Annotated in this window: 17 protein-coding genes; 6 read left to right on the top strand and 11 right to left on the bottom strand. The window is 64.5% G+C overall.

Annotated features, from left to right (window positions below):
* Nucleotides 1-3 precede the first annotated feature (3 nt).
* The 4 genes from J1M87_RS17735 to J1M87_RS17720 all read right to left on the bottom strand — a co-directional run bounded on the left by J1M87_RS17735 (nt 4) and on the right by J1M87_RS17720 (nt 4,142).
* Nucleotides 4-876, bottom strand: a complete 873-nt coding sequence (locus tag J1M87_RS17735; protein WP_307830850.1) for a metallophosphoesterase — start codon at nt 874-876, stop codon at nt 4-6.
* Nucleotides 873-2,249 carry an ABC transporter substrate-binding protein gene (locus tag J1M87_RS17730; protein WP_206490822.1) on the bottom strand — a complete coding sequence of 459 codons (1,377 nt, stop codon included), beginning with the start codon at nt 2,247-2,249 and terminating at the stop codon, nt 873-875. Before J1M87_RS17730 ends, J1M87_RS17735 begins: the two co-directional genes overlap by 4 nt.
* A gap of 35 nt (nt 2,250-2,284) precedes the next feature.
* Complete coding sequence (locus J1M87_RS17725) at nt 2,285-3,406, bottom strand: ABC transporter ATP-binding protein (protein WP_206490820.1); 1,122 nt, start codon at nt 3,404-3,406, stop codon at nt 2,285-2,287.
* Between the two features lie 199 nt (nt 3,407-3,605).
* Nucleotides 3,606-4,142 (bottom strand): CGNR zinc finger domain-containing protein, encoded by a 537-nt coding sequence (locus J1M87_RS17720; protein WP_206490819.1) that lies wholly within the window; start codon nt 4,140-4,142, stop codon nt 3,606-3,608.
* A 39-nt stretch (nt 4,143-4,181) separates the two neighbouring features.
* Here J1M87_RS17720 and J1M87_RS17715 point away from each other — a divergent pair, with 39 nt between their 5' ends.
* Nucleotides 4,182-5,183 carry a DMT family transporter gene (locus tag J1M87_RS17715; RefSeq protein ID WP_206490818.1) on the top strand — a complete coding sequence of 334 codons (1,002 nt, stop codon included), beginning with the start codon at nt 4,182-4,184 and terminating at the stop codon, nt 5,181-5,183.
* 24 nt (nt 5,184-5,207) lie between these two features.
* Here the strand turns inward: J1M87_RS17715 and J1M87_RS17710 are convergent, their stop codons facing one another.
* Entirely contained in the window at nt 5,208-5,852 is a 645-nt protein-coding gene (locus J1M87_RS17710; protein ID WP_206490817.1) for a TetR/AcrR family transcriptional regulator, read from the bottom strand.
* 73 nt (nt 5,853-5,925) lie between these two features.
* Between J1M87_RS17710 and J1M87_RS17705 the strand changes: the two genes are divergently transcribed.
* Both J1M87_RS17705 and J1M87_RS17700 read left to right on the top strand, forming a co-directional pair.
* Nucleotides 5,926-6,792, top strand: coding sequence for an SDR family oxidoreductase (locus J1M87_RS17705; protein ID WP_206490816.1), 867 nt, complete (start codon nt 5,926-5,928; stop codon nt 6,790-6,792).
* Between the two features lie 29 nt (nt 6,793-6,821).
* Nucleotides 6,822-8,312: an NAD(P)/FAD-dependent oxidoreductase gene (locus tag J1M87_RS17700; RefSeq protein WP_206490815.1), complete on the top strand. Its 1,491-nt coding sequence runs from the start codon at nt 6,822-6,824 to the stop codon at nt 8,310-8,312.
* 101 nt (nt 8,313-8,413) lie between these two features.
* On the opposite strand, the gene J1M87_RS17695 is transcribed toward J1M87_RS17700, so the two are convergent.
* The 3 genes from J1M87_RS17695 to J1M87_RS17685 all read right to left on the bottom strand — a co-directional run bounded on the left by J1M87_RS17695 (nt 8,414) and on the right by J1M87_RS17685 (nt 11,573).
* A complete protein-coding gene (locus J1M87_RS17695; protein WP_206490814.1) occupies nt 8,414-8,695 on the bottom strand; it encodes a protealysin inhibitor emfourin in 282 nt (93 codons plus the stop codon).
* 10 nt (nt 8,696-8,705) lie between these two features.
* A complete protein-coding gene (locus J1M87_RS17690; protein ID WP_307830849.1) occupies nt 8,706-9,725 on the bottom strand; it encodes a M4 family metallopeptidase in 1,020 nt (339 codons plus the stop codon).
* A gap of 174 nt (nt 9,726-9,899) precedes the next feature.
* Nucleotides 9,900-11,573, bottom strand: coding sequence for a phospholipase D family protein (locus tag J1M87_RS17685; protein ID WP_206490812.1), 1,674 nt, complete (start codon nt 11,571-11,573; stop codon nt 9,900-9,902).
* Between the two features lie 54 nt (nt 11,574-11,627).
* Between J1M87_RS17685 and J1M87_RS17680 the strand changes: the two genes are divergently transcribed.
* A complete protein-coding gene (locus tag J1M87_RS17680; protein WP_206490811.1) occupies nt 11,628-12,476 on the top strand; it encodes an aldo/keto reductase in 849 nt (282 codons plus the stop codon).
* 52 nt (nt 12,477-12,528) lie between these two features.
* Here the strand turns inward: J1M87_RS17680 and J1M87_RS17675 are convergent, their stop codons facing one another.
* Both J1M87_RS17675 and J1M87_RS17670 read right to left on the bottom strand, forming a co-directional pair.
* Nucleotides 12,529-13,170 carry a 3-oxoacid CoA-transferase subunit B gene (locus J1M87_RS17675; RefSeq protein ID WP_206490810.1) on the bottom strand — a complete coding sequence of 214 codons (642 nt, stop codon included), beginning with the start codon at nt 13,168-13,170 and terminating at the stop codon, nt 12,529-12,531.
* Nucleotides 13,167-13,928: a CoA transferase subunit A gene (locus J1M87_RS17670; RefSeq protein WP_206490809.1), complete on the bottom strand. Its 762-nt coding sequence runs from the start codon at nt 13,926-13,928 to the stop codon at nt 13,167-13,169. The genes J1M87_RS17675 and J1M87_RS17670 overlap by 4 nt, the downstream gene beginning before the upstream one ends.
* Nucleotides 13,929-14,072: 144 nt before the next feature.
* Here J1M87_RS17670 and J1M87_RS17665 point away from each other — a divergent pair, with 144 nt between their 5' ends.
* Nucleotides 14,073-14,846 carry an IclR family transcriptional regulator gene (locus J1M87_RS17665; protein ID WP_206491389.1) on the top strand — a complete coding sequence of 258 codons (774 nt, stop codon included), beginning with the start codon at nt 14,073-14,075 and terminating at the stop codon, nt 14,844-14,846.
* A 35-nt stretch (nt 14,847-14,881) separates the two neighbouring features.
* Here J1M87_RS17665 and J1M87_RS17660 read toward each other — a convergent pair whose 3' ends face one another.
* Entirely contained in the window at nt 14,882-15,154 is a 273-nt protein-coding gene (locus J1M87_RS17660) for a hypothetical protein (RefSeq protein ID WP_206490808.1), read from the bottom strand.
* Nucleotides 15,155-15,319: 165 nt separating this feature from the next.
* Between J1M87_RS17660 and J1M87_RS17655 the strand changes: the two genes are divergently transcribed.
* Nucleotides 15,320-16,711 (top strand): DUF222 domain-containing protein (locus J1M87_RS17655; protein WP_206490807.1); only part of this gene is annotated, 1,392 nt, incomplete at its 3' end.

Below are 16,711 nucleotides of genomic sequence, written 5' to 3'. Positions count from 1 at the left end.
CGGTCACCCGGCCCGGCGTTCGAGATCCGCCAGTTTCTCCAGCATCGACTGCTGAGACCGGTCGTAGACAGTTGCCGACGGTGTCGCATCGACTGCAGTTGCGGTACAGCCCGATTCGAGGAGATCGATTCGGGTGAAGCCGAATCCGCTGAGGCCTCGGTGCCGTCCGGCCGGTGGAGCGGCATCGACCCGGTACGACATCGCTGGTCCGACCCACACCGGAACACCGCCGATGGACCCGGCCCCGGTGTGGTGGGAATGGCCGCAGACGATCATGCGGACATCCGAACCGGCGATCGCCTCCTCGAGATCTGCAGGATTCTGCAGTCGTAGGTGATTCACCGTCACCACCGGCGACGAAATGGGTGGGTGATGCAGTACCAGGATCGAACCTCGGGGAGATGGAACCATCAATTCCGCTGCAAGCCAGCGTAGTTGGTGAGGCTCGATTCGGCCGTCGTGCCTGCCCGGTGTAGAGCTGTCGAGAACTACGATGCGGACACCGTCGACGACATGGACGGAGTCGAACGTGCGATCCGGATCCGAGACCGCGTTCTCGCCCAGGAGCTCTCGACCGAATGCCGTCCGCTCGTCGTGATTTCCCATCGCGTAGATCGTTGCCGCACCGAGAGACCTGGCCACCGGCTCGACCAGTTCGCGCAGCCGACGGTATGCGGCGGGGTCTCCGTCATCGGCCACGTCACCGGAGAAGACCATGGCGTCCACGCGCTGACCCGACGCCATCAGCTGATCGAGAACGCGGGTCAGATTGGCATAGGTGTCGACGCTGCCGTGGACCAGTTCTCCTTCGGCTCGCAGATGCGTATCGGTCAGCTGCACCAGCGTGAATGCAGGCTCCACTCGTGCCGTGTTCACGATGCCGGAAGGAGCGTGGTCGCCTGCTGCTGAGCGGCGGTCAACGTGCCCGCCGGGTCCGCGCCCTGGTACACGGCCGATTCGACGGCGTCCATCATGCCGTCCCGAATTTGCAGATAGTCGTTGCCGGGCATCGAGACCCACGGTTCCATCGTGGCCAACTGCGTCAGATTGGGGCCGATCAACGGGCTCGACTCGGCCCACTGTTCGAGCCCGTCGGGGTCGTCGACCAGTCCGGTGCGCAGTGGCAGGTATCCGATTCCCTTCGAGATCGCGGTGTAGGAATCCTCGCTGGTGAGGAACTTGATCAGCTCCCATGATGCGCGCTGCTTCGCTGGATCGGAAGCGAACGTGAACAGCGATGCGCCGGAGTTGGTCGGTACCAGGGGGTTCGAGCCGAACGACGGCATCGTGGTGGCTCGCAGGTCCCACTTGCCCTGCGCGCCCTCGATGAACTTTCCCTGAATTGCGCTGGTTTCGAGGATCATTCCCATGTCGCCGCGTGCGAAGGCCTCGTAACCCTGTTTCTGGTTGAGCTTCGGAGTCGCGCCGGAGTCGACGAGCCTGCGGGCCATGGTGACAGCTTCGACGGCGGGGGCAGCGTCGAACTCGAGCGTCGACCGGTCCTGCGAGATGACTCTGCCTCCGTTGGATCGAACCAGGCTCTGGAAGCACCAGTCTTTGGCCGACTTGGTGAGGCAGTCCAGGTACACCCCACCTTTCTCGGTCTTCGACGCGATGGCCGATGCCGCCGATGCCACCTCGTCCCAGGTGGTGGGCGGCTTCGCCGGATCGAGACCGGCCTGCTCGAACAAGCTGGCGTTGTAGTAGAAGACGGGAGTCGAGAAGACGAACGGCACTCCGTATGTCGTGCCGTCCCAGTCCGCGAGTGTACGTGCGGTAGCGGCGTAGGGGTGCGATGCGCCGTCGAAGTTGCGTTGCACCTCGTCCTTGCCGACGAGATCGTCGAGCGATTTCGCCCCCAGCTGATGAATGGTGAAATCGAGGTCACTGAAGCCGAGCTGTGCCACATCCGGTGCTGCCCCGGCGACCATCTGGCTCTGGATACTCGACACCGTGTCCGTCGCGGGATTGGGGCTGTTGCCCTGAGGCTTCTGGGCGGTGACGGTGATGTTCGGGTGCTCGCGCTCGAACTCGGCGATGAGGGTGTCGAACGTATCGGTCCAGGCACCGGCCAATCCGTAGTTGTAGCTCTCGAACACTATCGACACCGGTTGATCCGGGGCGAGTTCGGGAATCGAGGTCGATCCGGCCGTCGGGCTCGAGGCCGTCGTGGTGCCGAGTCCTCCGCAGGCTGTCAACAGGAGCGCGCTCACTGCCAGCGCTCCCGATCCGGTGAGAATGCGTTTCATTGTCGGTACTCCGTTCGATTCAGAGGGATGGTCGGTCATGCGACGAACAGTGGTTCGCCGGTGCATGCGGGTGCGTCCTGCGGTACCCAGGTCAGGCGGCGTCCGGTCTCGGGGTCGAACAGGTGCACGTCCACAGGCGCGACCCGAGCTCGGATCGGAGCGCCGACGCGAGCGGTGGACGGTCGAGATGCTCTGATACACAACGTGTTCACGGCGGTACGAATGTGGATCAGCTCCTCGCTGCCGAGGTTCTCGACCGCGGTGACGTTCGCGGTCACCGGTGCGTGTGTGTCCGCAATGTGCAGCTTCTCCGGCCGAATGCCGATGGTGACCGGGTGATCGGTGTGAGCCTTCGCCTCGATACCCAGCGCAATGTTCACCCCGGGTGCGACGGCGTGGAGTTCACCGCGATGCGCCGTGACGGTGGCGTCGAAGAGATTCATCGGCGGGGCACCGAGGAATCCGGCGACGAAGACCGACCTCGGTGTGTCGTAGAGCTCGGCCGGTGTGCCGACCTGTTCGATACGGCCGTTGTCCATCAGCGCGATTCGCGTCGCCATCGTCATCGCCTCGACCTGATCGTGCGTGACGTACAGGAAGGTCGTGCCGATCCGTCGATGCACATCGATCAACTCGGTACGCGTGGCGCTACGCAGTTTCGCGTCGAGATTGGACAGAGGTTCGTCCATCAGGAATGCGCCCGGATCTCGAACCATGGCCCGGGCCAGAGCAACTCGCTGCCTCTGTCCACCGGAGAGTTCGGCGGGGCGGCGGGAGAGGAGCTCGCTCAGGTCGAGGGCCGCGGCGGCAGTCGCGACGGCGCCGGCGATGTGCTTTCGCGAGAACTTGCGCGATCGAAGCGGGAAGCCGATGTTCTTGGCGACACTCAGGTGCGGATAGAGCGCGTAGCTCTGAAACACCATGGCGAGGTCTCGCTCACGCGGCGGTGCGGCGGTGATGTCTTTGCCGTCGAGCAGGATTCGGCCGCTGGACGGCTCGGCCAGCCCAGCGACCAGGCGCAGCAGAGTCGACTTTCCGCAGCCGCTCGGCCCGAGGAGTACCAGGAATTCGCCGTCGGCGATGTCGAGGTCCACCTGCTCCAGTGCGTAGGCTGCACCGAACTTCTTGGACACGGACTGGAGTTGTATGCGGCCCACCGAAACCCCTCACATGGTGCTGTCGACATCGATGACGACATGCCACCACCCGGTGGTGTATTCGAGGTGAACTCGGTGCTGCGGTGACGGCGTCACCGGGGGTTGGAACACCGACTGAACTGCATCGATAGGGTTTTGCAGTCGAACGATTGATGCTGTGAGAAAGCGAGAACCTTCCGCGAGGTCCGTATCGGCCCTGTCATACCTGCGCTTTGCGTGCGCGGTACGCGGCAACGGCCGCACGGTTGCCGCAGGTGGTGCTGCAGAATCGCCGAGAACGATTGCGCGAGAGGTCGAGGACGAGGCCGTTGCACTCCGGATCGGCGCACACGTCGAGGCGGGAGAGTTCGTCTGCGCGGATGACGTCGATCATGGCCATGGCGGTCTCGACGATGATCCGCGTCGCCAGCGGACTGTCGTCCGCCACCGCATGGACGTGCCAGTCGAGATCTCCGTGGCGCACCAGTCGCGGCAGTGCCGAGGACTCTGCCAGTAACCGGTTGACCTCGACTACCGCATCCTCGCGGCTGCTGGTGAGCAGCGCCCGCAGGGTCGGCCGTAGGGCTCGTACGGCGTCGAGTTCGGCATCGTCTCCGTCGAACCGGCCCGAGTAGCCCTGTTCGGAAATGAACTCGGCCAGCTCCTCGCGTGTGGTCAACGTGTCGGGGTCCTCGGCGGAATTGACCAGTGCCACGGCGGACAGGAGCGACAGTTCGGCGTCATGAGCAAAAAGCATATTGACACCTTACCAAGTCGTTCTCTACTGTCACATGTCATGACGGCCTACACTCATGACGCAAACCAGAATCTTGCGTCCAACCACGACGCTGCGGCACGCTCGCGGCGACTGTCGGGGCTCGGTTTCGCTCTGCTCTCGGCCGCCTCGTTCGGACTCGCGGGCTCGTTGGCCAAAGGGCTGCTCGACGCAGGGTGGACGGCCGGTGCCGCGGTGACCGCGCGGATCCTGCTCGCCGCAGCGGTGTTGTCGATTCCGTCGATCCTGGCTCTGCGGGGACGCTGGGCTCTGCTGCGTCAGAACTGGAAGTTGCTCGCCGCGTACGGCGCGTTCGCCGTGGCCGGGTGCCAGCTCGCATTCTTCAATGCAGTCGGACGCATGGAAGTGGGGGTGGCGCTGCTCATCGAGTTCACCTCGCCTGTCGCCGTGATCGGATGGATGTGGTTTCGCCATCACCAGCGCCCGGGCGGCCTGACCGTGGTCGGCGCGCTGTTGGCCGCGATGGGCCTGGTGCTCGTACTCGACCTGGTTTCCGGTGCCGATATCGACACCCTCGGCGTGCTGTGGGCACTCGGAGCGATGGCCGGAGCGGCCGTGTACTGGGTGTTGTCCGCAGACGAGAGCAACGGACTTCCCCCGATCGTGCTCGCAGGCGGCGGATTGCTTGCGGGTGGGCTCATCTTGCTGCTCGCCGGACTGGTCGGCATCGTGCCGTTCGAGGCCCCGCTCACCGACGTCACCTTCGTCGATGCTGTTGTGCCGTGGTGGGTTCCCATCGTCGGGCTCGGGGTGGTGACGGCCGCGCTCGCCTATGTCCTCGGTATTGCCGCGGGCCGACGCCTCGGGTCGAGGCTGGCGTCGTTCATGGGGTTGATGGAAGTTGTTGCAGCGCTGGTGTTTGCGTGGCTGCTGCTCGGTCAGGCACCGGCTCCGGTCCAACTCGCCGGAGGCGCACTGATTCTGCTGGGTGTCATCGTCGTGAAATCCGGCGAACGCTCGGCCGCGGACGCTCCGATGGAGCCGCTGCAGGGCAGAACCTGAGCCGGCGGCCTCTCCAACCGCGGCTCAGCCGTCGACGCGGCCGAAGACCACCGCGGCCAGAATCGTGTGCGCGCTGGCGATCACCGCGTCGAGGGGTTCGGGCTCGGGCGAGAGCAGCCACTGTTGGGCGATCGTCAGTACCGCCCCCACCAGCCCCATCGCGAGTGTTCGACGGTTCGGCCCGGCGAGGCCCCTGCTGGAACCGACGGTCTCGGCGACCTCGAGCAGGGTCGCGGAGAACGAGGCGGTGGTCTTGCGGTACAACGCGTCGACGACGGGAGAGACGCCCAGGATCTCGACGAAGGCGATGCGGGCCGATTTCGGGTGCTCGGCGACGAACGTGAAAAAGCCCGTCAGGGCTCCCCGGAGCACCTGCTCACTGGAGTCGGTGTCGGCGGCTGCGCCGGCCAGGATGTTCTCGCGCATGTCGTCGGTGGCCCGGGAGTAGGTGGCCATCAGGAGATCTTCGCTGTTGCTGAAGGACTCGTAGAAATAGCGCTTGGTCAGTCCTGCCTGGATGCACACCTTCTCCACGGTTGCCGTCCGGTAGCCGGAGGTGCCGAACACTTCGACGGCGGCGTCGAGCAGTCGCGTGCGGCGTTCTTGCTGCCGCTGTTGCGGGGGCGCGCCGCGGTAGGTGCGGCCGAGTTCACTGTGATCTGTAGTCACAGGAAGATCTTGACACCGCTCGGTATCAGATGCAAAGTGTTCGCAGGTATGAATTCCTATCTAGGGGGACACCATGGCGGCGTCGACGCTGCGAAACAAGGTTGTGCTGATCACCGGCGCGGCCCGGGGGATCGGGGCCGAGACGGCGCGGGCGCTCGCGAGTCGAGGCGCACAGCTGGTCCTCGTCGACGTCGACGAAGCTCCACTGCGTGAGCTCGAGACCCAGCTGAAGGCGACCGCGTTCGTCGCCGACGTCCGGAATCTGGACGATATGCAACGCGCTGTCGACGGCGGGATCGCGGCGTACGGGGGCATCGATCTGGTGCTCGCCAACGCGGGAATTGCCAGTTATGGGTCGATCATGCAGGTGGACCCGGCGTCGTTTCAGCGCGTCATGGACATCAACGTGATGGGCGTGTTCAACACGGTTCGAGCTGCACTGCCGTCGCTGATCGAACGACACGGCTACATCCTCGTGGTGTCCTCGCTCGCCGCGTTCACCCCATGCCCCGGCTTGGCGGCATACAACGCCAGCAAGGCCGCGGCCGAGCATTTCGCGAATGCGCTTCGCCTTGAGGTCGACTACCGGGGTGTCGACGTCGGGTCTGCGCACATGGCGTGGATCGACACTCCGATGGTGCAGGATGCCAAATCGGATCTCACGGCTTTCCAGGATCTGCTCGCGGTCCTACCCGGCCCGCTCGGCAAGACTATGACCGTCCAGCAATGCGTCGACGCGTTCGTCGACGGCCTGGCCAAACGCAAACGCCGCGTCTACGTGCCGCGGTGGGTGGGCGCAGCCTCCTGGTTCAAGGCAGTCATCACCTCACGGGTCGGCGATCGCGCCATGCTCGCGCACGTTCCGACGATCCTGCCGAAGATGGACGAAGAAGTAGCGAGCCTGGGTAGATCCGAAAGCGCCCGCAACAAGACCACCTGATCCACCACACCGAAGGAATCGTTGCCGACATGACTGCCGTACTGCCTTCCCCCGAGGTCGATGTCCTCATCATCGGTGCGGGACTGTCCGGGATCGGTGCTGCGCGCCATCTCGGGCATGACCTGCCCGGCAAGACCTACGCGATCCTCGAAAGCCGTGGCGCGATCGGCGGAACGTGGGATCTGTTCCGCTACCCCGGCATTCGCTCCGACTCGGACATGTACACCCTCGGATACAGCTTCAAGCCGTGGATGGGGGACAAGTCCATCGCCGACGGCACCGATATCCGCGAGTACATCGTCGAGACGGCCCGAGAAGCGGGGGTCGACAAGCATATTCGGTTCCATCACAAGGTCGTCGCACTCGAATGGTCCAGCGAGCAGCAATTCTGGACGGTGACCGCGCAGCGCACCGACACCGATGAAACGGTCACCATCACTGCGTCTTTCGTGTTCTCCTGCAGTGGCTACTACAACTATGACAAAGGCTTCACCCCCGAATTCGCCGGCCAGGAGAACTTCGGCGGTCAGGTGATCCACCCGCAGCACTGGCCCGAGGACCTGGACTACGCGGGCAAGAAGATCGTCGTCATCGGCAGCGGTGCCACGGCGATCACCCTGGCACCCAATCTCGCCCACGACGCCGAGCACGTCACCCTGCTACAGCGATCGCCCAGCTACATCCTCTCGCTTCCCTCGAAGGATCCGATTGCGCAGACGCTGCGTCGTCGGCTGCCGAAGAAGTTGGCGTACAGCGTCACTCGTCTGAAGAACGTGTCGATGGCGATGCTGATCTACTCGCTGAGTCAGAAGTATCCGGAATTCATGAAGAAGCGAATCCGCAAGTTGCAGGAGGGCTGGCTGCCGAAGGGGTACGACCTCGACACCCATTTCACCCCGTCCTACAACCCGTGGGATCAGCGGCTGTGTCTGGTGCCGGACAACGACCTGTTCCGCGCCATCCGCAAGGATCAGGTCTCGATCGTCACCGATCACATCGACACCTTCACCGAGACCGGACTGAAATTGAAGTCCGGACAGCAGCTCGACGCCGATATCGTCGTCACCGCAACGGGATTGAACCTCTCCGCCCTCGGTGGTGCCCAGTTTCGAGTGGACGGCAAAGACATCGACCTGCCCAGCACCATGGCCTACAAGGGCATGATGCTCACCGGGATTCCGAACTTCGCCTTCGTCGTCGGCTATACCAACGCGTCGTGGACGCTCAAGGCAGACATGGTCTCCAACTACGTCATGCGACTGCTCGCGCACATGGACGACAACGGGTACAGCACCGTCGAACTCGAGCGCGACCCCTCCGTCGGTGAGGAACCGTTCCTCGACTTCGCTGCCGGCTACGTGCTGCGCGCGGTGGACAACTTCCCCAAGCAGGGGAGCGAAACCCCGTGGAAGCTGCGGATGAACTACTTCCGGGATCTGCCGGTGCTGCGCTACGGCAAGCTCGTGGACGGTGCCATGAAATTCGGGCGACCCCGCTCGAAGGTCTCGATCGGATCCTGACGGGAATTACGCCGGTCAGCTCGGTGAGTCCTTGTACAGCAGGGACTTCGGCGTGGCCGGTCCCGGCGTGGCAGGTCCTGGCGTGGCAATAGTGCAGTGACCTAGCGGATGCGACCCTCGCGGAGCGTGCGCTCCGCGAGATCGCGCAGAGGTCCGGTCAGTGCCGAGTCCCCGACTCGGCATGATTGCTCACCGACCGACACCTTCCACACGAACGTGTCGCGAGCATCCGAGCGGTCCGCGTCGGCGGCTTGCTGATCGGCAAGGTACGGCTGCGCTGCCTCGACCAACGATTGCCACTCGGGCGCGTCGGTCTCGACGATCCCGCGCTTGGACATGCCCGCGACGCCGCCGGTTCGCAGTACCTCGATGCGCAGACTCATCTGCTGTGGATCACACCCGATCGTCGCTCGACTTCCCTGATGTCTCGACTCCCACGGTAGACCACCCCGTGGCCACCGCCCTGGCAACGTCGGAACCGGACCCGAACCGCTTGTTCGCTGCCCTGAGTGTCGCGGCCGCGAAACCCGAGAAGTTCACCGTGGGGGCGAGCCCACCGACGGTCATCGTGTCGAACCAGACCTGACCGACTCGATCCCATGCCGGACCACCCAACGTGGTGGCGGCGACGGCGAACGCACGATTGGGGATACCCGAATTGATGTGCACGCCACCGTCGTCCTCGGTGGTGACGACGAAATCGTCCATACTCGCCGGCTGCGGGTCCTTGCCGAGCACATCGTCGTCATAGGCGGTACCGGGCTCGAGCAACGATCGCAGGGCCTTGCCCTGGACGGCGGGGAGGAACAGGCCCTCGCCGATCAGCCACGACGCGTCCTCTGCGTTCTGCTTCTTGGTGTATTGCTCGACGAGTGCGCCGAACACGTCGGAGACGGACTCGTTCAGTGCACCTGATTGATCCTTGTACTCGAGCGGACTGGTGTACTGCGTGAAACCATGGGCGAGCTCGTGCGCGATGACGCCGACCGAGACGGTGAATCGACCGAACACCTCGCCGTCCCCGTCGCCGAACACCATGCGTGAGCCGTCCCAGAACGCGTTGTCGTAGTCCTGGCCGTAGTGCACCGTCGCATCGAGCGGCAGGCCACTACCGTCCAGACTCGAGTAACCGTAGACCTCCTCGAAGAACGCGTACGTCGCGCCAAGACCGTCGTACGCCTCATCGGTGGCGGCATCGCCGGTGGGATCCTCGCCCTCGGCCCGAACCTGCTGGCCCGGTAGGTCACGGGTGGACTTCGCGTCCGAGATCGTGCGTTCGAGTGTGCCGCCGGTACTCGGGGCGATGGCCGTGCGGGCCTGCACCACCTCACGTCCGGCGCGCATCTCGCGATCGGCCAGCAGCGTGGCGCGGGCGCCTGCTCCCTGCAGCCGCTCGAGGAGAAACGGTGGCACGACCGGATGGAAGTGGAATGGGCGGAACGAATCGGAACCGGACACTGACGGCATATATGACCCCCTACGAGTTGGCGTGCACCCAGTGTGCCCGAGGGGACCGACAGGCCGCTGAACTCCCGCCCTGCCGATCACCGCGTCGGCATGGTCGGTGGAGCCGGCGTCGAGTGGGCGTCAGAATCGACGACGCAGGCGCATTCCGATGGGGCGGCCGTCGGGGTCGACGAACAGCCGGTACGCGAGTGCTGCGAGTCGTTGTTGCCACACCGGTGGCACCGAGATCTCGTGTAGTCGAAGCCGTCCTGCCGGACGTGGCCCCGACGAGGGGTTTCGGTGCCAGTTGTCGAGTGCGGTGGTGCTGGCGGAGATCACGTCGAAGAACTGTTGTGGATCCACCAGGTCGGCGTCGTCGCCGTCGGCGCGGCCGAGATGTTCGCGGGCCAGCTCCAAGCGCAGGCTCCGGGCGTGGACGCGGGCACCGTCGCCCAACCCGGCGGGATCGAGCGGCTCGCGAGTATCACGGGTCTCGTCGATGATCGCCGCCGTCAACTCCGAATCGTGAGTCCAGGAGCGGCGATTGAAGTTGTCCGAACCCACTGCGGTCCACACGTCGTCGATGATGCAGACCTTGGCGTGTACGTATACCGGTATGCCCCGGTCGTTTTCGATATCGAGTACCAACACTCGGTCGCCGCCGGCAGCGCGGATGACCTCGAGCGCAGCCGAATGTCCCAGCAGCGCAGAGGGAATGGTGATCGGGCTGTCGTCGTCGAGATGTTTGGGCACCACCACTACCAGTTTCAGGTTCGGTTTGCGCCGCAGCGCCGCCGCGAACACTCGAGCGACGTCGACCGACCACAGGTACTGATCCTCGATGTAGATCAGCTCGCTCGCCCGATCGAGGGCCTTCGCATACGCCCGGGCGGCGCTGCGCTCGCCGTTCGTCGCGAAAGGGTAGGCGGGGCGTCGCCGTGGATACGTGCGCAGCAACTGCACCGAGCAGGTCCCGACCGGTTCCGGGCGATCCGACACCGGTGGCAGCTCCGAGGGCTCACGCGTCACTCCGCGCACGAAGTCGGGGATCGCGTGCCACGGAAGGCGTGACAGCGCGGACGGGTCCTCCCAGCGTTCGCGAAACACGTCTTCCACATCTCGTACCGACGGCCCCTCCAGTTGCACCTGAACGTCGTGCCAGGCCGGGATCTCGCCGTACTCGGGTGGAAAGGGCCGCGACACCGGATCACCGAAGTGGTTTCCATCATCGCGTCGGGCACGGGCGAGATCGATACCACCGACGAACGCAACGTCCGATGCCTCGGGCCGTCGATACCGGACGACGACGAACTTCTGGTGGTGGCTTCCGAGTGTCAGCACACGTTGGTCGAGGATGATCTCGCCGCCGGCTTCCTCGAGGCGCAGCGCGAGCTTGCGGTTCTTCGGGCCGGTGTAGCCGAGCGTCTCCATGTGCGAGCGCCACACCATTCCCTTCACGACGCCGCCGCGGTGGGCAACTGCGGTGAGTGCGTCCTCCACGGACACCCCGTCGTCGGTGAGCAGCTGCTCCGGGTCTCCGCGCCAGTCGGCGAAGAACACCAGATCACCGCGTTCGGCCTCTTCCAGGGCACGGGCGAGCGCCGCGAAGTACGTCTTGCCGTGCACGAGATTCTCGACGCGGTTGCCTTCGGTCCAGGGCGCGATTCGGGTGTCGTCGTTGCCCCGTTCGGTCGCCGTGAGGAACCATGGGTGCCCCGGATCGAACTCCCGCGCGGGAGCGATCAGGGCTGAGGTGGATCGGCCGAAGCGTTCGGCGATACCGTCGACGACGAGCCGGATGCGCTGCACTATCACTTCCGCATCATTCCATCCGGTTTGAAGCAGCGACAGGGCGGGCACCCGAGCCACATGACTCAGGTACCCAACGTCACGCTCAGAAACGGCAAGCTGATTCCGCAGCTCGGCTTCGGCGTGTTTCAAATCGATCCCGACGAGACGGCCAAGGCAGTGGAGTCCGCCCTCGAGATCGGCTACCGCCACATCGACACGGCCGAGATGTACGGGAACGAGAAACAGGTCGGCGAAGGCATCCGGAACTCGGGCATCGACCGAGATTCGGTGTTCGTCACCAGCAAGCTCAACAACGGCTTTCACAGGCCCGATGACGCACGCAAGGCTTTCGACAAGACTCTCAGTGATCTCGGCACCGATCATGTGGATCTGTTTCTCATCCACTGGCCGTTGCCCACCCGATACGACGGCGACTTCGTCTCCACGTGGAAAGTGTTGGAGGAGTTCGCCGCTGACGGCCGAGCGCGGAGCATCGGCGTCTCGAACTTCCAGCCCGCGCACCTCGACCGGCTGGCACAGGAGACCGACACGGTTCCTGCCGTCAACCAGATCGAGGTACATCCGTACTTCGTCAACGGTGACGCCTGGGCTTACGGCCGCGAACACGCCATCCCCACCGAGGCGTGGTCGCCCATTGCACAGGGCAACGTTCTCGACGACCCCGAGTTGAAGCGGATCGCCGAGGAAACAGGAAAATCCACAGCGCAGGTGGTTCTGCGCTGGCATATCCAGCGCGGAAACATCATCTTCCCGAAGTCGGTGACGCCGGAGCGGGTCAAGGCGAACTTCGATATCTTCGACTTCGAGCTCAGCGCCGCCGATGTCGACGCGATCACCGCATTGGACAAGGGAGAAGCAGGTCGAAACGGGCCCAATCCCGATACCTTCGACATGATCCCGGACTAGCACGTAACACTGTGGGCTCGAACGTCATCGGACGTTCGAGCCCACAGTCACGTCATGGCAAGGTCAGCGCGGATCCGGTTGCGGCGAGCACCTGCTCTGTCGTGACGCCAGGTGCGAGCTCGGCAAGGGCCAGAGACCCGTCGCCGACCACGTCGATGACCGCGAGATCGGTGATGATGCGATCGACGACGCCTTGCCCCGTCAGTGGCAGCGTGCACGAGTCGAGAATTTTCGGGTTGCCGGCGCGGTCGGTGTGCTCCATCACGACGATGACACGCCGAGCGCCGTGGACGAGGTCCATCGCACCGCCCATGCCCTTGACCATCTTGCCCGGCACCATCCAGTTGGCGAGGTCGCCGCTGCGCGAGACCTGCATGCCGCCGAGTACAGCTGTGTCGATGTGTCCGCCGCGAATCATCCCGAAGCTCAGTGACGAATCGAAATACGCGGCACCGGGATTGACGGTGACCGTCTCCTTACCTGCGTTGATCAGATTGGCGTCGACGGCGTCCTCGGCCGGGTACGGCCCGGTGCCGAGGATGCCGTTCTCCGAGTGCAAGGTGACTTCGACCTTGTCGGTCAGGTACCCCGGGATCAACGTCGGCAGGCCGATCCCGAGATTGACGTATTCTCCGTCGACCATCTCCGCTGCGGCGCGTTCGGCCATCTGGTCGCGGGTCCATCCTGCTTTCATGCTCGAACTCCTGAACTGACGGTGCGCTTTTCGATGCGCTTGTCCTGTGGCCCGGTGTGCACGATGCGTTGGACGAACACTCCCGGGAGGTGTACCTGTGCCGGGTCGATCTCGCCGGGCTCTACGAGGTTCTCGACCTGTGCGATGGTGATCTTGCCTGCCATGGCGGCGAGAGGATTGAAGTTCATCGCAGTCTTGTCGAACACGAGATTGCCCGCGGTGTCTGCTGTTTCGGCGTGAACCAGTGCAAAGTCCGCGTTGATCGATTCCTCGAGAACATAGCGCTTGTTGCCGAAGACGCGAGTCTCTTTGGGGGGCGATGCAATCGAGACCGAGCCGTCGGTGTTGTACCGCCACGGCATGCCGCCGTCGGCGATCGGACTGCCGACCCCGGCGGGGGTGAAGAATGCGGGAATTCCGGTGCCGCCTGCGCGTAGGCGTTCGGCGAGGGTGCCCTGCGGAGTGAGTTCTACTTCGAGTTCGCCGGCGAGGTACTGCCGGGCGAACTCCTTGTTCTCCCCGACGTAGGAGGCGGTGACGCGACGAATACGGCCGGCCGTCAGCAGAATTCCGAGTCCGTAGCCGTCGACTCCGCAGTTGTTGGAGAACACTTCGAGTTCGTCGGCGTCGGTGTCTGCGATGGCCTCGATGAGGGCGTCCGGGATGCCGCACAGCCCGAAGCCGCCGACCGCGATGGTCGCCCCTCGGTTGATGTCCGCAACCGCCTCGGCGGCGGACGCGTAGGTCTTACGTGTCACTGGAGCTCCTGACGTGTTCGTTGAGCAAACGATGTCCCTAGTGAACCTGAGCAGCCGATATATGGGGAGTTTTGCTAGAAACTGCTCGTTCGTCGAACATTCTCGGACTATGCGTCCGCTCAGCGGACGTATGATGCGGCGGTGATGTCACCAGATGCCAACGCAAGTGTGATCGGAAAGATCTGCGCACTGCTGCGCGCGGCAGGAGGCGAGGAGCCGTCGGGTTCCACGACCACTGCGCTCGCGCGGGCGGCCGGTATTGCGCGCCCAACAGCGCACAGGCTGCTGTCCTCGCTGGCCGGCGAAGGATTCGTCGACCGAGATGCCGCAACCGGCCGCTGGTCGCTCGGACCCGAGATGTATTTGCTCGGATCGATGGCCGCGGTGCGCTACGACATCACTGACCTGGCCCGAAATATCGTGCAGCGCTTGGCTGCCGAGAGCGGAGAGAGTGCTTTTCTCTCTGCACGCCGGGGAACGGAGACGGTGTGCCTGCTCCGAGTGGAAGGGAGCTTCCCGCTGCGCTCGCACGTGCTCTACGAGGGGATACGGTTTCCGCTCGGGGTTGCGTCAGCCGGGTTGGCGATTCTCGCGCACCTGCCCGACCGCGAGCTCGACGGGTATCTGAGTCGTGTGGATCTGGTACCCGAGTGGGGTGAAAGCCATTCCAGCGGAGAAATTCGTCGGCGCGTCGCAGAAACTCGGACAACGGGATTCGCCGTCAACCCGGCTTTGCTGGTCGAAGGTAGCTGGGGCCTTGGTGCCGCCGTGTTCGATCGCGCCGGCCAACCCGCGTGGGCGCTGAGCTTGACCGGCGTCGAAACCCGGTTCCGCGAAGACCGGCGCCGGGAACTGGGCACGCTACTACTCGATGCGGCTCACCGCCTCACTGTTCAACTCGGTGAGCGGCGCAACTGAGTGAGCGGCTGACTGGGCGATGCAGCTCTCGCTCGTCAGCTGTCGAGTTCGTCGAGAATGTCCGCGGCATCCTGGCTCCCGGCCGCCGCCAATCTTGTCAGTTCGAGGCGATCGCCGCGTTCGCCGGCCAGTTCGACGAGGATATCGAGGGCGTCGCTGCTGCCGGCTTCGGCGAGGGAGCGGAGTTCGTCGAGGTCGTTTCGCTCGCCCGCACGTTCTACCAACTCGTCGACGGCGTCCTGATCGCCGCCGCGCGCGCGAGCTCGCAACTCGGCAAGTTCGGATGGCGTGGAATCGGGCTCGGTCATGAGTTGGAGTGTAGAACGACTGTCGGGCTGGATGGATATCTGCAGCTCAGGATCAGTTTTTTGCAATGACGGGATCGGTCTCGCCGCTTGTGTCGGTGGTGTCGTTTACTCTTCCTTCTAGTTCGAACATACGTTCTTGTTCGGTTCACTGGGGGGGTGACGATCATGGCGGTACCGACGGTGTCGTTGGAGGCGTTGACTGCTGCCGCGCGGGAGGAGAATCGGCACGCGGCCCGCAAGATCGCCGTCTGCTACCGCGTGCACACCGACTGGATCACCCGCGATACCGAGCACAAGCATTACAGCCGCTACGGGCGCACCGAGATGGCGTTGGCGTTGGGATGCTCGGCGACCGTCGCCGAGGGATACATCTCGGTCGCAGTGGCCCTGCACACCCGCCTTCCGCTGATCAAGGACGCGTTCGAGGCAGGCGAGATCGACTTCCCGCGGGCGCGGACCGCATGCCGGATCCTCGACAACCTCTCCGACACCATCGTCGCCTCCGTCGAGAGCGAGGTCGTCGACGCGGCCCGCCGCTCGTCCCCGGGCCCACTCGAGACACAGATCTGGGACATCCTGCTGCGCGTGGCACCGCAGGAGGCAGCAGCACTACGGAAGTTCGCGAAACGATTCCGCACCGTCACCTACAGTCCCGCCGGTGAGCTCGCCCGCATCCGGGCCGAGCTCACCGCCCCCGAGGCCGCCGCCGCGTGGCAGCTGCTCGCCGAGATGGCCGACACCGTCTGCCCGAAAGATCCACGTGGCAGACAGGAACGACTGTGCGATGCGTTCATGGCCCGGATGCACGGCGAACCGCGCCTGGAGTGCCTGTGTCAGCGCACCGACTGCCCCCGAGCTGGAGCGGTACCGGCGGATCGGCGACGGCCGTTGACGATGATCACCGTCGACATCGCGACCCTCATCGGACTCCTCGCCAACCCCGCCTACCTGGCCGGGCACGGTTGCATCGACCCCGAGTTGGCGCGAGAACTCGCACGCAACAGCACCTGGCAGATCCTGCTCACCGACGCCGTCACCCTCGCCGAAAAACTCGGACTCGCACACCAGAACCCGGAAACCGGACAATGGGAACGACACACCGACAGCGAAAAAACACCGGCCGCACCATCACCCGAGACAGCGACGGACACAGACGCAGACAGGGACCCGGACACGCCCGCTGATGCTGATGCTGATGCTGATGCTGATGAGGAGATCGCATCGGCCAGCACACCTGCAGCGGGGAACACCCCGGCAACCGGACCAACAGCACCGGAGGCACCGGCAGACGAGACCGAAGAGACCGACGAGACCAGCGAGCCCGCACCTGCACCCGATACCGCACCGAACTGTTCGGAATCGGACTGGTCCACAACAACATCGCGCTCCGCGACATCCGCCCCGACATCAGCCGACGACCCAGCACCAGAAACAGGAACACCACCAGCACCAGCACCAGCCGCGACTGATGCTGCCGCGACAGTCAGCGACACGTCACGCCGGCATCACCGGCAATCGCTGGCCTCCGCCGCCGCGAGGTTCTGCACCCACACACCC

This window comes from Rhodococcus sp. KRD162 (assembly GCF_017168335.1).
In the GTDB taxonomy this organism is placed as follows: Bacteria; Actinomycetota; Actinomycetes; order Mycobacteriales; family Mycobacteriaceae; genus Rhodococcoides.
The sequence above is the reverse complement of the archived record's forward strand: the minus strand, read 5'-3'. Positions and strand labels throughout refer to the sequence as shown.

Bases quoted from the DNA above. Each gene is read 5' to 3' on its own strand.
- J1M87_RS17695 (WP_206490814.1), bottom strand. From the start codon at position 8,695: ATGAGTCTGCGCATCGAGGTACTGCGAACCGGCGGCGTCGCGGGCATG.
- J1M87_RS17675 (WP_206490810.1), bottom strand. From the start codon at position 13,170: ATGAAAGCAGGATGGACCCGCGACCAGATGGCCGAACGCGCCGCAGCG.
- J1M87_RS17720 (WP_206490819.1), bottom strand. From the start codon at position 4,142: ATGCTTTTTGCTCATGACGCCGAACTGTCGCTCCTGTCCGCCGTGGCA.
- J1M87_RS17730 (WP_206490822.1), bottom strand. From the start codon at position 2,249: ATGAAACGCATTCTCACCGGATCGGGAGCGCTGGCAGTGAGCGCGCTC.
- J1M87_RS17680 (WP_206490811.1), top strand. From the start codon at position 11,628: ATGACTCAGGTACCCAACGTCACGCTCAGAAACGGCAAGCTGATTCCG.
- J1M87_RS17660 (WP_206490808.1), bottom strand. From the start codon at position 15,154: ATGACCGAGCCCGATTCCACGCCATCCGAACTTGCCGAGTTGCGAGCT.
- J1M87_RS17665 (WP_206491389.1), top strand. From the start codon at position 14,073: ATGTCACCAGATGCCAACGCAAGTGTGATCGGAAAGATCTGCGCACTG.
- J1M87_RS17700 (WP_206490815.1), top strand. From the start codon at position 6,822: ATGACTGCCGTACTGCCTTCCCCCGAGGTCGATGTCCTCATCATCGGT.
- J1M87_RS17715 (WP_206490818.1), top strand. From the start codon at position 4,182: ATGACGGCCTACACTCATGACGCAAACCAGAATCTTGCGTCCAACCAC.
- J1M87_RS17705 (WP_206490816.1), top strand. From the start codon at position 5,926: ATGGCGGCGTCGACGCTGCGAAACAAGGTTGTGCTGATCACCGGCGCG.